The sequence below is a fragment of the Tritonibacter mobilis genome (assembly GCF_001681715.1).
Taxonomy (GTDB): Bacteria; Pseudomonadota; Alphaproteobacteria; order Rhodobacterales; family Rhodobacteraceae; genus Epibacterium; species Epibacterium mobile.
In genome coordinates, this window is record NZ_LNWY01000005.1 from 269,004 (window position 1) to 283,371 (window position 14,368).

The 14,368-nt window shown below is 53.7% G+C and carries 16 protein-coding genes; 9 read left to right on the plus strand and 7 right to left on the minus strand.

What is annotated here, in order from left to right:
• The first annotated feature begins 43 nt into the window (after positions 1–43).
• On the plus strand, positions 44–1,165 hold the full coding sequence (locus tag UB90_RS05350) for an alpha/beta hydrolase (RefSeq protein WP_065321355.1): 1,122 nt from the start codon (positions 44–46) through the stop codon (positions 1,163–1,165).
• Positions 1,166–1,173: 8 nt separating this feature from the next.
• Here the strand turns inward: UB90_RS05350 and UB90_RS05355 are convergent, their stop codons facing one another.
• From UB90_RS05355 to UB90_RS05365, 3 genes are read right to left on the minus strand one after another with little or no spacing between them, the layout of a single operon-like run.
• On the minus strand, positions 1,174–1,782 hold the full coding sequence (locus UB90_RS05355) for a Smr/MutS family protein (protein WP_065325596.1): 609 nt from the start codon (positions 1,780–1,782) through the stop codon (positions 1,174–1,176).
• Complete coding sequence (gene mltA, locus UB90_RS05360) at positions 1,782–2,840, minus strand: murein transglycosylase A (protein ID WP_065325595.1); 1,059 nt, start codon at positions 2,838–2,840, stop codon at positions 1,782–1,784. Before mltA ends, UB90_RS05355 begins: the two co-directional genes overlap by 1 nt.
• Positions 2,837–3,493, minus strand: coding sequence for a Tim44/TimA family putative adaptor protein (locus tag UB90_RS05365; protein ID WP_005616118.1), 657 nt, complete (start codon positions 3,491–3,493; stop codon positions 2,837–2,839). The genes mltA and UB90_RS05365 overlap by 4 nt, the downstream gene beginning before the upstream one ends.
• Before the next feature lie 114 nt (positions 3,494–3,607).
• Here UB90_RS05365 and UB90_RS05370 point away from each other — a divergent pair, with 114 nt between their 5' ends.
• Positions 3,608–4,105: an FxsA family protein gene (locus UB90_RS05370; protein WP_065325594.1), complete on the plus strand. Its 498-nt coding sequence runs from the start codon at positions 3,608–3,610 to the stop codon at positions 4,103–4,105.
• 64 nt (positions 4,106–4,169) lie between these two features.
• A complete protein-coding gene (gene secB / locus UB90_RS05375) occupies positions 4,170–4,661 on the plus strand; it encodes a protein-export chaperone SecB (RefSeq protein WP_005616123.1) in 492 nt (163 codons plus the stop codon).
• A gap of 60 nt (positions 4,662–4,721) precedes the next feature.
• On the opposite strand, the gene dnaQ is transcribed toward secB, so the two are convergent.
• Genes dnaQ through UB90_RS05395 form a run of 4 tightly spaced genes read right to left on the minus strand, consistent with a single transcriptional unit; the run spans position 4,722 to position 7,465 of the window.
• The gene (gene dnaQ / locus UB90_RS05380) at positions 4,722–5,453 is read right to left on the minus strand and encodes a DNA polymerase III subunit epsilon (protein ID WP_065325593.1); all 732 of its coding nucleotides are present in this window, start codon (positions 5,451–5,453) and stop codon (positions 4,722–4,724) included.
• Positions 5,446–6,039, minus strand: a complete 594-nt coding sequence (coaE, locus tag UB90_RS05385; protein WP_065325592.1) for a dephospho-CoA kinase — start codon at positions 6,037–6,039, stop codon at positions 5,446–5,448. Before coaE ends, dnaQ begins: the two co-directional genes overlap by 8 nt.
• A complete protein-coding gene (locus UB90_RS05390; RefSeq protein ID WP_065325591.1) occupies positions 6,039–6,869 on the minus strand; it encodes a shikimate dehydrogenase in 831 nt (276 codons plus the stop codon). Before UB90_RS05390 ends, coaE begins: the two co-directional genes overlap by 1 nt.
• Positions 6,866–7,465 (minus strand): Maf family protein, encoded by a 600-nt coding sequence (locus UB90_RS05395; protein ID WP_065325590.1) that lies wholly within the window; start codon positions 7,463–7,465, stop codon positions 6,866–6,868. The genes UB90_RS05390 and UB90_RS05395 overlap by 4 nt, the downstream gene beginning before the upstream one ends.
• A gap of 419 nt (positions 7,466–7,884) precedes the next feature.
• Here UB90_RS05395 and UB90_RS05400 point away from each other — a divergent pair, with 419 nt between their 5' ends.
• The 6 genes from UB90_RS05400 (at position 7,885) to UB90_RS05425 (ending at position 14,362) form a co-directional block, all read left to right on the plus strand.
• Positions 7,885–8,340, plus strand: a complete 456-nt coding sequence (locus tag UB90_RS05400) for a CopD family protein (protein WP_065321362.1) — start codon at positions 7,885–7,887, stop codon at positions 8,338–8,340.
• Between the two features lie 127 nt (positions 8,341–8,467).
• Positions 8,468–9,739, plus strand: a complete 1,272-nt coding sequence (gene rho, locus UB90_RS05405; RefSeq protein ID WP_005616140.1) for a transcription termination factor Rho — start codon at positions 8,468–8,470, stop codon at positions 9,737–9,739.
• 30 nt (positions 9,740–9,769) lie between these two features.
• Positions 9,770–11,056: a tRNA uridine-5-carboxymethylaminomethyl(34) synthesis GTPase MnmE gene (mnmE, locus tag UB90_RS05410; RefSeq protein ID WP_065325589.1), complete on the plus strand. Its 1,287-nt coding sequence runs from the start codon at positions 9,770–9,772 to the stop codon at positions 11,054–11,056.
• Positions 11,057–11,068: 12 nt separating this feature from the next.
• A complete protein-coding gene (gene mnmG / locus UB90_RS05415) occupies positions 11,069–12,943 on the plus strand; it encodes a tRNA uridine-5-carboxymethylaminomethyl(34) synthesis enzyme MnmG (protein WP_065335382.1) in 1,875 nt (624 codons plus the stop codon).
• Positions 12,940–13,557: a 16S rRNA (guanine(527)-N(7))-methyltransferase RsmG gene (gene rsmG, locus UB90_RS05420; RefSeq protein ID WP_065325587.1), complete on the plus strand. Its 618-nt coding sequence runs from the start codon at positions 12,940–12,942 to the stop codon at positions 13,555–13,557. The genes mnmG and rsmG overlap by 4 nt, the downstream gene beginning before the upstream one ends.
• Positions 13,550–14,362, plus strand: coding sequence for a ParA family protein (locus tag UB90_RS05425; protein ID WP_005616147.1), 813 nt, complete (start codon positions 13,550–13,552; stop codon positions 14,360–14,362). Before rsmG ends, UB90_RS05425 begins: the two co-directional genes overlap by 8 nt.
• Positions 14,363–14,368 lie beyond the last annotated feature (6 nt).

Here is a 14,368-nt window from a genome sequence, read left to right on the forward strand (position 1 = left end):
GGTTCCGGGTGGGGTCGGCGTTTGATGGGCGAGGGGTCATGACATGAAAAAAAGCGTGCTGGCGCTTTGCGTCTCGCTCTTGCTCGCGGCCTGTGCTGATCGCGATCTGATGCCCATTGTGCCAGAGGCGGTGAACATCGGCACGCCTTATACGGTTTTCTCTACCACCACCCGAGAACAAGAAGCAGATGGCACCTTTGGGTTTCGTCGGTCTGAGGAACTCAGGATGGTGGAAATGACCGTCACCATCCCCCCAAGCCACAGCCCGGGAGAGCTCTCTTACCGGTACAAAAACCCAGATCCGCGTAAAAACTTCACCATTGCTCAGGAGCTCCCCGTCGATAGCGTCAGTGACCTGCGCGCACGGTTTCTGCGTGAGCAACGCGAGAACAACTGGCCCTTGCGTGAGGTGACGATCTTTGTGCATGGCTACAACAGCACCCATCCGGAAACGGCTTATCGCGCCGCGCAAATGGCCCATGATGTAAAGCTACCCGGATCATTGGTGATGTATTCTTGGCCCAGCCGTGGACGCGCCTTTGGTTATGCCTATGACATCGACAGTATGCTTTTTGCTCGGGACGGGCTGGAAGAAACCGTGCGCCGGGTGAAACAGGCCGGTGCTGAGCGTATCATCCTCGTGGCGCATTCCATGGGGACGGCGCTCGCAATGGAAATGCTCCGGCAAGCCGATTTGCGCAACCCCGGTTGGGCTGCGCGCACATTGAACGGTGGGGTGATCCTCATTTCGCCCGATCTGGATGTGGATGTGTTTGACAGTCAGATGATGGATCTCAAACGCGTACCGCAACCCTTTGCGGTGATGGTTTCGGAGAAGGACCGCATTCTCAATATTTCTGGTCGCCTGCGTGGCACCAGTCAGGGCGAGCGACTAGGTAACATCAAATCAGCCGACCGGCTTGAGAGATGGCCAATCGAAGTGATCGACCTGACCGCATTCAACGCCGATGCCGCGTCGGGGCATTTCGTGGCGGCAACATCTCCTAGTTTGCTGGCTGTTTTACGATCCGCCAGCAATGTCAGCAGGGTGTTTGGCCCCGTCGACCCCAGCTTATTACAGCAAATCCTGCCGCAATCTCAGACGATTACCAATGAACATGGAAAGCTGATGCTAGAGCGGCAACAGCGCCGGGAAGAGCGCTAAGCTAACCCTTAGCGGATACGGCGCAGATAGACGTAATAGGCCCCTTCGCCGCCGTGGCTGATGTGGGCAGGCGTCACCTGCAATACCGCCTGTGCCAGTGGCTGCAGAGCGAGCCATTGGGGAACCTGATGACGTAACACGCCCCGCGGTACCGGCATCGGTCCCGGCTCATCACGATCTTTGCCCTTGCCGGTAATCACAAGAACCAGCCGTTTGTTGGACGCCTGCGCTGACAGAATAAAACGGGTCAGCGCCCCATGCGCGGACTCCATTCGCATCCCGTGAAGGTCCAGTTTCCCCTCAGGTTTGAGCTTTCCGCGCTTCATCCGACGAAAGGCTTTTTCGTCCATCCGCAATGGATCGCTGGCAAGTTTACGTGAGGGCGAGGCCTTTAAATCATGTCCGGGCAGTTTTCCACGGGCCTTACTGCCGACCTCGAAATGAGGCAGCGACGCCGGGGCTGCACGATGCGGTTTCGGCTTTGGCTTTGGCTTTGAGGCAGGGGGATCGGCATGATCCCCGCCTTTTTTCTCGCGGCCAGCGTGCAAGCGCTCCGCGTGCTTTACGACCTTCTGCCAGAGGTCGATTTCATCATCTGTCAGTTTGCGCCGGGTCATTATAGATCGTCCGGCAACATGGCATAGGCGCGCTGGATCGGCATCAAGACCAGCATCCGTCCGGGATCGCGCAGTTGCCCGGCCTTGCGCCCAGCCTCATCGCCAGCGCCAAAGAAAATATCAGCGCGTTGCGACCCCTTGATGGCAGAGCCAGTATCCTGAGCGATCATAAGTCGCCGCAACTTCGACTGACCGTTCTTTTCAACCCATACCGGTGCGCCAAGCGGCGTGAACGCCGGGTCAATCGCAATCGAGCGCATCGGCGTTATTGAACGGTTCATAGCCCCCAAAGGTCCACGGTTCGCAGGTACTTTGCGGACCTCCCGGAAGAACACGTATGAAGGATTGTGCATCAAAAGCTCTCGCCCTGGACCCGGATTGCGCCGGACCCAATTCTGGATCACCTGCGCACTCACCTGATGCAGGTTATAGATCCCTCGGCGCACCAATTCCTGTCCAATAGAACGATAGGGGTGCCCGTTTGCCCCGCCATACCCGATCCGAATGGTCGATCCGTCTTCCATCTTAATGCGGCCAGATCCCTGAATTTGTAGGAAAAACAGCTCCACTGGATCGTCAACCCAGGCGATTTCCAAGCCCCTGCCTTCCATCACACCAGAGGTAAGGATATCGCGCCGCGTGAGCCACAATGACGTCTGGCGCGCCTCTGGCGGCATTCGATAAACCGGATACTGATAGCGCCCCCCGCGATATCGCGCGCCGCGAAGTTCAGGTTCAAAATATCCGGTGAACAGACCAGCCTTACCGTCCTCGATCAAAACCGGGCGGAAAAACAGTTCAAAAAACGCACGCGCGCCACTGTCATCAGCGTTTTTGGCCATGGCACAGAGCGACTTCCAGTCGGCTCCATCCATGTCCATGCAGGTTTCCCTAAAAACGCGAAGGGCCTCGACATGGTTGTCGAGGTCCCAATCAGAGAGTTCGCTGAACTCCAGAATACGAAGGGACGGACCCGTCTCGGCTCGCGCACCGGCGCCGGAACATAAGGCTGCGATCAGAAAAACCGCGCCAAGTCCACGCCGGAGCGCCCCCGTCATGCGTCCGTTGCCACCAGCAGCCAGTTCGGATCACCCGTGCCCATCTGACGCGAGAAGGTCCAAGTGTCCTTCTGGCGTTTGACAGCTTTGGGATCACCTTCGACAATTTCACCAGCGCGGTTGCGCACCGCAGATGTCAGCTCACCCACAAAACGCACGGTTACTTCGGCCGTGGAGGTGGCAGCATCGAAGGTTGCATCAACGATGGTAGTCTCACGCACGCCGATAAACTCAGCCTCAATGGTCAATCCCTGATCTTCACGGGCAGAAACTGCATCGACAAAGCTCTGGAAAATCTCTTCGGAGATGAAGGGCTGAATTCCGTCGAGTTCGCCGGTTTCAAAGCCCATCAGGATCATCTCATAAGCGCCGCGGGCACCTTGAACAAATTCCGCCACCTGAAAGGAGGAATCCGCGCGTTTCATATCGCTCAACGCTTGCGCTTGCGGGCTGCCTTCATCGACGTAGGCAACAATGTCATCGTCGGGGCTGCCTTCGATCACTTCAAATTTGCGCTGCGGCGCAGGGGCTTCATTGTTCGCGAGTGGGGGCTTTTCAAACCCTTCACGTGTGCCCAGAACGCTTTTCAGGCGCAGGATCAGAAAAACCGCGATGCCAGCAAGGACCAAAAGCTCAATCAAGGGCGACTCCATTTGTACCTCATCGTCCAACAGGACCTGTCGATTTGAAACCGACGTGTTCTGCTCTTATGTAGGTGACAGGCGGGACCAAGTCCACCGTTCTGCCCTAAGGAGAGGACGCCTATCATGCCACTTTTTCTGGCTTTTCTGCTGGTACCAATCATTGAAATCGCCCTGTTCATACAAGTCGGCGGTCTGATTGGCCTGTGGCCAACACTTGGTATCGTGATTTTGACCGCAGTTTTGGGCACTTGGCTGGTCAGAACACAGGGTCAGATGGCCCTTGGACAGCTGCGTGGCTCGTTTGAACATCTGTCCGATCCAACAGAACCACTGGCTCATGGTGCAATGATCTTGCTTGCCGGTGCGCTCCTACTGACACCCGGATTTTTTACGGATGCTTTCGGTTTTCTGCTGTTGGTACCCGGATTTCGCACACGGGCCTTTGCTTATCTGAAGTCAAAAGTAACCGTCGCGTCGTTTCAGATGGGGCCCAATCCACGTCAACAGCCTCCACGCCGACATGGTGATCCGCGCGGCGATGTGATTGACGGTGATTACGAGGATGTCACACCACGCCCGCGCCGGGATGAGCCTTCGGGTTGGGTAGAAGGCCCGAAATAAGACTTTGAGCATGGCTCCCCAAGCTGTTAAGCACGCTGCGACACGTTAAATTCAGGAGATTTCCATGGCCGAAAATGGCGCAGCCGAAGGCACAGGTCAGCCGCAAGTCCAGATGAACATCCTCGGACAATTCATTCGCGATCTGTCCTTTGAGAATGTCATGGCGCAAAAAGGCGTTGGTGGCGAAGTTCAACCGGACGTGAACGTTCAGGTTGCTCTCGATGCCAAGAAGCGCAGCACCGAAAACCAGTATGAAGTCATCACCAAGCTGACGATCGAGTCCAAGAACAAAGCCGGTGGCGAAGTTCTGTTTGTGCTTGAGCTGGAATATGTTGGTATCTTCAACATCTCTGGTGTCCCAGAAGATCAGCTGCACCCGTTCTTGCTGATCGAATGCCCGCGCATGCTGTTCCCGTTCCTGCGTCGCATCGTCTCTGACATCAGCCGCGACGGTGGCTTCCCGCCGCTGAACCTCGACAACATCGATTTTGTTGCGATTTACCGCAATGAACTCGCTCGTCGTCAGGCGGAAGCACCCACCGAGACCCCGAACTGATCCTAAGCGTTCAGTATCGGTGAAATTCAGGCGCTGCGACCACGGGTCGCGGCGCTTTTGTTATTCGGACCCTGCGTTCCACAGCGCCTCAGCACCGAGTTTGGCCACAAATTCCTCATGCGCCGTTTTTTCCTCAGATGTCAGCCGGGAGGGCAGGGGCGTGGCACGCGGGCTAGGGCGCCAGTTGGTATCGGCGGCATTTTGTCCGCTGCCAGACTGTGTCGAGAGACCAAAATCCGGCTGCCGACCCCCGATCAGCTCAAGATACACATCCGCAAGGATTTCAGAGTCGAGAAGCGCGCCGTGTAACGTCCGGTTCGAGTTGTCGATGCTGAAGCGACGACACAGCGCATCCAGCGTCGCAGGTGAACCGGGAAACCGTTTTCGGGCCATCGCCAGTGTATCAATCGCCTGTTCCATCGGCAGTTGCCGCAGGTTCATCCACCCCAGTTCCGCGTTCAGAAACTTCATATCGAAGCTGGCATTGTGGATGACCATCTTGGAATCGCGTACGAAATCCAAAAAAGCCTGCCCGACCTCGGCAAACAGCGGCTTGTCCTTCAGCGTGACCTGACCAGGCGCAGCAGGCTGCGGCGGCTCCAACAGGTCAGGACCGATCCCATGCACGCCAAACGCCTCATGCGGCATCGACCGCTGTGGGTTGATGTAGACATGAAAGGTCTCGCCCGTAGGCATATGGTTGAGCAGTTCAACCGCGCCGATTTCGACGATGCGATCACCGGAGAAAGGATCAAAGCCGGTGGTTTCCGTATCGAGTACGATTTCACGCATGCGGCATTCTCCGTCTGATGTCTTCGATCACTTGCGTAACTTGTGCACGGGCATGATCGAGTGTGTCGGTCTCGATCCTATAGTCACTCCGCGCGAGCTTGTCTGCGATTGGCATTTGCTTTGCAAGGATTTGCTCAAACTGGTCCGTGGTCATAGTACCCCGCGCAAGCACGCGCTCTCGCTGGATCTCGGGGGGGACATGGACGCAGGCGACGGCATCCATCTCAACTTCTGCCCCGGTTTCAAACAGGAGAGGAATATCGAAGATCAGGATGTCTTCACGAGATTCAGCACGAAAACTCTTGCGGTCCGCCTGTACCAGCGGATGGACGATTTCTTCTATCGTTTTTAGAACAGCGTCGTCGTTTGAAATCAGCTCTTTCAGGACGGTGCGATCTACAGATCCAGACATGGTGGCCTGCGGAAAGGCTGCGCCAATTGGCTCAACAGCGGCGCCGCCTCGATCATACAGACGGTGAACAGCGGCGTCCGCATCCCAAACCGCACACCCCGCCTCTGCAAAGAGGGCGGCGGTGGTCGATTTTCCCATGCCAATTGAACCCGTAAGACCGAGAGAAAAACTCATCACATCACAGCGGCACGCGCCGCATCATTGACCTCTGGTCTTTGACCGAACCAGCGCTCAAATCCGGGAACAGCCTGATGCAACAGCATCCCCAGCCCATCAACCACGGTGCAATTCGCGTCTTCGGCGGCTTGCAACAGGTCCGTTTTAAGCGGCGTATAAACAAGGTCAGTGACCACAATGCCGGAGTGTAGACCATCGAGCGGAACCCGCAGACGCCGTTGACCTACCATCCCAAGAGACGTTGTATTCACGACCAAGGTTGCATCCTCGATGACATTTCCAGCCTGTACCCAATCCACAACCGTGATCTTGGAGCCGAATGTCTCTGCCATCTCTTCCGCGCGAGACCGAGTGCGATTGCAAAGGCGAATTTCCGGAACACCGGCCTCAATCAGCGAGGCGACAACCGCGCGACTGGCACCACCCGCACCCAGCACGGTCGCTGGCCCGGATTTCGCATCCCAATCAGGGGCACCCTCGTGAAGGTTTGTGATAAAGCCGTAACCATCTGTATTGTCGGCCACAATCACACCATCCTCATGGAAAATCAACGTGTTCGCCGCGCCCATCAGCTTGGCGCGATCCGTAACCTTATCCGCAATCTCCATGATGGCCTGTTTGTGGGGAATGGTCACATTCGCACCCACAAACCCCATCTTGGGCATCATCCGAACCACAGACTCCAGGTCCTCTGGTTCCACATGCATCGGCATATAATGTCCGTCAATCTCATGCGTCCGTAGCCAGTGCCGGTGCAACTGAGGAGATTTCGAATGTGCGATCGGGCAACCGATCACGCCAGCGAGCGGGATCTTGTGCTCTGTCATTGTTCTATAATCCCCTGCAGTCCCAGATAGTTTATGAGTTCCAACATCGGCAATCCCAAGACATTAAAGTAGCTGCCGTCAATAGTTGTAAACAGTCGCACGCCCTCTTCTTCGAGTTTGTATGCGCCGACCGCGTGACGAATACTCTCCCAGTTGCGGTCCACGTAGCTCTCAAGATAGGCATCGCTCGCCATGCGCATCACCAGCCGCACCTGTCCAACATGGCGCCAAAGTGGCTCACCATCGCGGTAGATCACTGCGGCCGACAACAACATGTGACGTTTTCCACGCATCGCCTTGAGCTGATCCAGCGCTTGGTCCTTTGTGTCGGGCTTTGACAGCAGCGTGCCCTCAAAATCGAGCACCTGATCGCAGCCCAGAACCATCTCGCCGGGGTGTTTTCCCGACACTTTGCGCGCTTTGGCCTCTGCAAGCGTGTCAGCAATATCGCGTGGCGCGGCCCCTTCGGCCAGAAGAGCGGCCTTTATTGCGCCTTCATCGACGCGCGCGACCTCCACACGGAACGCAACCCCCGCCTGACGGAGCAGTTGAGCGCGGATCTCAGATCCAGAAGCAAGCAGGATGTGGGTACTCATGTGGAAAACCCTATGGGAAAACGTCTGATCATTCAGGGACGTTTTGTATGATTTTCCACCCTCAACGCAAGGGTGGGACAACTTCTGAAATCTCGGGTGATTCCTCCGCGATTCCTCCATCGGGTATTGGGATAACTTTGAACACGTGGATAAGTACGGCTCTCCCGGTTTGTCCCGCTCTTATCCCCAGAGTCTCTTATGTAAATATTTTGTTAATGCGCATGGTTTGAAGGGCGTTAAGGAGTTATTCACCCTTCTGGTAGGAATAAGGAAGGAAAACTGTCCACCTTGTGCAGAACCGGTGTGAAGACTCGATAATCCACGGATTCTGGGGTGCACTACAAAAACATCATCCTTATAAAACTTATTAATTATATTAGGGTGGCCAACCGGCACCTCGCGCCTGAAGGAAACCTTCCATGGATCTGACTGATCTGATGTTCACACTGTATCCTTACGTGAAATCGCTTCACATCATGGCGGTGATCAGTTGGATGGCGGGTCTTTTCTACCTTCCACGTCTGTTTGTGTATCACGTGGAGGAGGCTGAGAAGGTTCAGGATGTGACGCCGATCTTTCTCACCATGGAACACAAACTGCTAAGAGTGATCATGGGTCCAGCAAGCGTTGTGACCTGGGCGGCAGGGCTCTTTATGGTGTTTACGCCGGGGCTGGTGGATTGGTCCTACATCTGGCCCTGGACCAAGGGCGCATCGGTACTTGCTATGACATGGTTCCATCATTGGCTGATGTTTCGCCACAAGGACTTCAAAGCAGGCAAGAATACCCTCACAGGGCGCCAGTATCGCCTGATGAACGAGGTTCCGACCCTTCTGATGGTGGTGATTGTGGTCTCAGTGATCTTCAAGTTCTGACGCGGGGTTTGACTCACCCCCGGAGACTCACTATCTAGCGATAAAGCGGCCCCGTCCGGGATTCCCGCATTTTCCGTATTTGATACTGTGACGCCCTCCACCCTGAGGGAATAAAGGCCGTGTGCATATGACCGAGCAATCCCTGAACCTTTCCGATCTTAAGGCGCAAAGCCCGAAAGCCCTCCTGGCAATGGCCGAGGAACTGGAGATCGAAAACGCCTCCACCATGCGTAAGGGTGAGATGATGTTCCAAATCCTGCGTGAACGCGCGGATGAGGGCTGGAACATCGGTGGCGATGGGGTTCTGGAAGTACTTCAGGACGGTTTTGGCTTCCTGCGCTCGCCAGAGGCCAACTATCTGCCCGGTCCGGACGACATCTACGTCTCTCCTGACATGATCCGCCAGTTCTCGCTGCGCACCGGCGACACGGTTGAGGGACAGATCAAGGCACCACTGGAGAACGAGCGTTACTTCGCGCTGACCACAGTGACCAAGATCAACTTTGAGGAGCCCGAAAAGGCCCGTCACAAGATCGCATTCGACAACCTGACGCCTCTTTACCCGGACGAACGCCTGAACATGGAGATCGAAGATCCCACCGTGAAGGATCGCTCCGCACGTGTGATCGATCTGGTTTCGCCTATCGGTAAAGGTCAGCGTTCGCTCATCGTGGCACCGCCGCGGACTGGTAAGACGGTTCTGCTGCAAAATATCGCCCACTCGATCGAGCAGAACCACCCGGAATGCTATCTGATCGTCCTTCTGATCGACGAACGCCCCGAAGAGGTGACCGACATGCAGCGATCCGTCAAAGGCGAGGTCGTGTCCTCCACCTTTGACGAGCCCGCAGCGCGTCACGTGGCGGTGTCCGAGATGGTCATTGAAAAAGCCAAACGTCTGGTTGAGCACAAGCGCGATGTCGTAATTCTGCTCGACTCGATCACGCGTCTCGGTCGTGCGTTCAACACGGTTGTGCCGTCGTCTGGTAAGGTTCTGACCGGTGGTGTTGACGCAAACGCTCTGCAGCGTCCCAAGCGCTTCTTTGGTGCTGCGCGGAACATCGAAGAGGGTGGGTCGCTGACCATTATCGCAACCGCACTGATCGACACCGGCAGCCGGATGGACGAGGTTATCTTTGAAGAATTCAAAGGTACAGGTAACTCTGAGATCGTTCTGGATCGCAAAATTGCTGACAAACGTGTGTTCCCGGCAATCGATATCCTTAAGTCGGGTACCCGGAAGGAAGACCTACTGGTCGATAAGGGCGATTTGGCAAAGACCTTTGTATTGCGCCGCATCTTGAACCCGATGGGGACGACCGACGCGATTGAGTTCCTTTTGTCTAAGCTTAAACAAACAAAGACAAATTCTGAGTTTTTCGACTCGATGAACACGTAAACAGGGCAGGGCGGAGAAAGAGGCCATCCCATGGATACGATCTTTGCGCTGGCCACCGCCCAAGGGAAGGCCGGTGTTGCTGTAATTCGTGTTTCCGGCCCGAATGCCATTCAGGTCGGAGAAAACCTGACGCACAGGACGCTTCCTGCGCGAGGCATGATATTTTCTAAACTGAAAGATAAAGAGGGTCAGATCCTTGATGAGGCTCTGGTTTTGTCTTTTACCGCTCCAGATAGCTTTACTGGGGAAAATATCGTTGAATTTCAGCTGCATGGAAGCACCGCTGTCGTTTCAGCTGTCATGTCTGCTCTGGAGGTTTCCAATTTAGCACGGCTTGCAGATCCCGGTGAATTCACGCGTCGTGCGTTGGATAACGGTAAGCTGGACCTCACTCAGGTTGAGGGTCTGGCGGACCTAATAGATGCAGAAACTGAAGCTCAAAGAAAACAAGCGCAGGTCATTCTATCGGGTGCTCTTGGCGCCTTGGCGGATCGTTGGCGGACGGATCTCATCCGAGCCGCATCCTTGATCGAAGTTACAATCGATTTTGCAGATGAAGAAGTTCCGGTTGATGTCACACCAGAAGTAGATGCGCTGCTTTCTGGTGTCTTGAGTGATATTCAAAAAGAAGTTCAGGGTGTCTCGATTGCCGAACGTATCCGTGAAGGTTTTGAGGTTGCTATCGTCGGATCTCCGAACGTTGGAAAATCAACCTTGCTGAACGCCTTGGCGGGTCGAAACGCGGCGATTACATCTGAATATGCTGGAACAACACGGGATGTAATTGAGGTTCGCATGGATCTCGCAGGACTGCCTGTGACACTGCTCGACACTGCCGGCCTACGTGACACCGACGATCATGTTGAAGAAATTGGAATCCAACTGGCACAGGAACGCGCAAATGCTGCGGATATTCGTGTGTTTTTGGCAGAAGAAAACGAGACGTTCGACGTGCCGTTCCGGGATGGTGACCTTTCCCTGCTACCTAAAGCGGACGAACGGGATGCAACCCGTGGCGCGATTTCCGGAAAGACCGGGCAGGGGATAGATGATCTGGTTTCGCACATCGCCTGCACATTGAAGAATCGTTCGACCCATGCTGGAATTGCAACAAGAGCACGGCATAGGGATGCGATGAAGCGCGCCTCAGAGAGTTTGCAAAGAGCGATAGATGTCCTACAGCAGGGGCCAGAGTTCTATGATCTTGCTGCCGAAGATATGAGGTCTGCTATTCGCGCTCTTGAACTCTTGGTTGGTCGAATTGATGTAGAGAATCTCCTCGATGAGATATTCTCGAGTTTTTGCCTAGGAAAATAAGGAGTGTTTCACGTGAAACATTCGCACTATGACGTCGTAGTTGTTGGTGGCGGACATGCTGGAACTGAAGCTGCGCATGCTTCGGCTCGAATGGGTGTCCGAACTGCCCTAGTGACGCTGCGCCGTGATGGAATCGGTGTCATGTCCTGCAATCCTGCAATTGGTGGCCTTGGAAAGGGGCACCTGGTGCGCGAGATTGATGCGATGGATGGTGTAATGGGTCGCGTTGCGGATCTCGCAGGTATTCAATTTCGACTTTTGAATCGTCGAAAGGGCCCTGCTGTACAAGGACCGCGGGCGCAAGCAGATCGATCAATATATAGAACCGAAGTTCTTAAAGCCACAGAAACGCAACCAAATCTGGACATTATCGAAGGCGAGGTGATCGACTTCCTGATGGAAGGTGAGAATACCGTTCGAGGTGTACGTCTTGCAGATGAGAGCGAAATTTCCGCGAGTGCGGTCGTTCTTACATCTGGGACCTTTCTGAACGGTGTCATACACATAGGAAATCAGTCAAAGTCTGGTGGTCGTATGGGAGATCGACCGTCTATTAAGCTAGCGGAACGGCTGAAATCTTTTGACCTTCCCTTGGGACGTCTAAAAACCGGAACACCACCACGACTGGACGGGCGAACCATTAACTGGGATGTCCTAGACAGTCAGCCAGGTGATGATGAACCGACTCTTTTCTCTTTTATGAGCAAGTCTGTTTCAGCTCCTCAGATCGCTTGTGGGATCACGCATACTAACGAGCGAACTCATGAGATTATCCGCGATAATCTCGAACTTTCAGCTATGTATGGAGGTCATATCGAAGGTGTCGGGCCACGATATTGTCCCTCGATTGAAGACAAGATTGTTCGTTTCTCTGATAAGAGCTCGCACCAGATTTTCCTCGAGCCGGAGGGCGTTTCGGATCATACGGTTTACCCGAATGGTATATCGACAAGCCTACCTGAAGAAGTACAGACAGCTTATGTTCAATCCATTTATGGATTGGAACAGGCGATTATTCTTCAACCGGGATACGCAATCGAATACGACTATGTGGATCCGCGAGCCCTGAGGTCGACGCTCGAACTCAGAGATATTAGCGGCCTGCATTTAGCTGGACAAATCAATGGTACAACCGGCTATGAGGAAGCAGGTGCACAAGGTTTGGTAGCGGGTCTCAACGCGGCATCTAAGTGTCGTGGAAATGGTGACATTATTTTCGGTCGCTCCACCAGCTATATTGGGGTGATGATTGACGATTTGATCACTAACGGTGTGACAGAACCGTATCGGATGTTCACTTCTAGAGCAGAATTCCGGCTTTCTCTCCGAGCCGATAATGCAGATCAAAGATTGACGCCATTCGCTAAAGAGTTGGGGTGTATTTCTGCTGAGCGAACTACTACGTTCGACAAAAAGATGGCAGGAATAGACTGTGCCAAATCCGCATTGGAAGCTGTTCTATTGACGCCCAAACAGTTGGTTCAAGCAGGTATCCAAGTCAATCAAGATGGCAACAAGAGAAGCGGGATTGATGTTCTCGCGTTTCCGAACGTTGAATTTGAACATATTCTTCCTCTATTTCCGGAGTTGGAAGCAACCGAGAAGGAAATCCGCGAACAAATTATGCGTGATTCTCTGTATGCGAACTATATCTCGAGGCAAGAAAAGGAAGTTGCTGCTTTGAAGAAGGATGAGGAGTATATTATCCCGTCAAACTTTGACTATAGCATAGATGGTCTTTCTCGAGAACTTCAGCAAAAGCTGAACAAATCTCGCCCAGAGAGCTTGGCGCAAGCAGCTCGCATTGACGGTATCACTCCCGCCGCGCTAGCTTTGATACTAGGGAGTTTGAAACGCTTGGCGAAAAACGGGGCTAAATCTGCATGAATTTTGAACTGATCCGAGAGTACTCGGATGTTTCACGTGAAACATTTGAACGTCTTGAGGTATTCTCGGAAGTTCTCACAAAGTGGAATCCTAAGATCAATCTGGTTTCTCGAAAGAGCTTAGAGGATCTGTGGACGCGTCACATCTTGGACAGCGTTCAGGTGTTTGAGATTGCCCCAAATACTAAGACATGGCTAGATATCGGTAGCGGGGGAGGTCTCCCCGGCATCATCGTCGCTATTTTGGTTGCTGAAAAAAGCCCAGAGACCAAAGTTACCCTCATGGAAAGCGATCAGAGGAAGTGTGCTTTCCTTAGAAACGCCGCCCGAGAGTGCGGTGTTCAAGTGACAGTTAAGTCCCAACGGATTGAGGAAGCTGAGCCAGAGAGCGCTGACATCATGTCTGCGCGTGCATTGGCTGATTTGGACATTTTGCTGGGATATTCTGAGCGACATTTGAAATCGGGTGGCACCGCCGTGTTCCCTAAGGGTGCGAACTGGAAAAAAGAAGTGGATAACGCGCGCAATAGATGGCGGTTTGATTGCGAAGAGATTACAAGTCTTACTGAGCCTGAGGCTGTCATTCTCAAAATCAAGGGAGTAGAGCGTGTCTGACATGTCCCGTTTGGGAGTCCCCCGTATTATCGCGATTGCCAACCAGAAGGGAGGGGTGGGGAAAACGACAACTGCGATCAACCTAGCAGCTGCCCTGGTAGAAGAAGGTATGCGGGTTCTGCTTGTTGATTTGGACCCACAAGGAAATGCTTCTACAGGTCTTGGAATCGAAGCGGATGACCGGGATCACACGACCTACGATCTATTGGTCGAAGAGGCGGAACTCTCTGAAGTTATTCGGCAAACTGATTTAGAAGATCTCTGCATTGTTCCCGCGACAGTCGATTTGAGTTCTGCAGATATCGAACTTTTTTCCAACGAAAAGCGCAGCTTTTTGCTACATGATGCGCTGAGACAGCCAGCAATGGCGGAATATGACTGGGATTATATCCTGATCGATTGCCCTCCATCGCTGAACCTTTTGACCGTGAATGCAATGGTTGCGGCCCATTCCGTTCTTATTCCGTTGCAGAGCGAATTTTTTGCGTTGGAAGGCTTGTCGCAGCTGATGTTGACCATTCGTGAGGTTCGTCATGCTGCCAACCCCCAACTGCGGATCGAGGGTGTTGTGTTGACGATGTATGATCGGCGCAACAACCTGTCTCAACAAGTGGAGCAGGATGCACGAGATAACCTCGGGGATTTGGTGTTCCGAACCAAAATTCCGCGAAATGTCCGTGTAAGCGAAGCGCCATCCTATGCGATGCCAGTTCTAAATTATGACCCAGCTTCACTTGGTGCAAAAGCCTACCGTCAATTGGCGGGCGAGATTGTTGCCAATCATCAAGATATCGCGGCACAATAAGAAGAA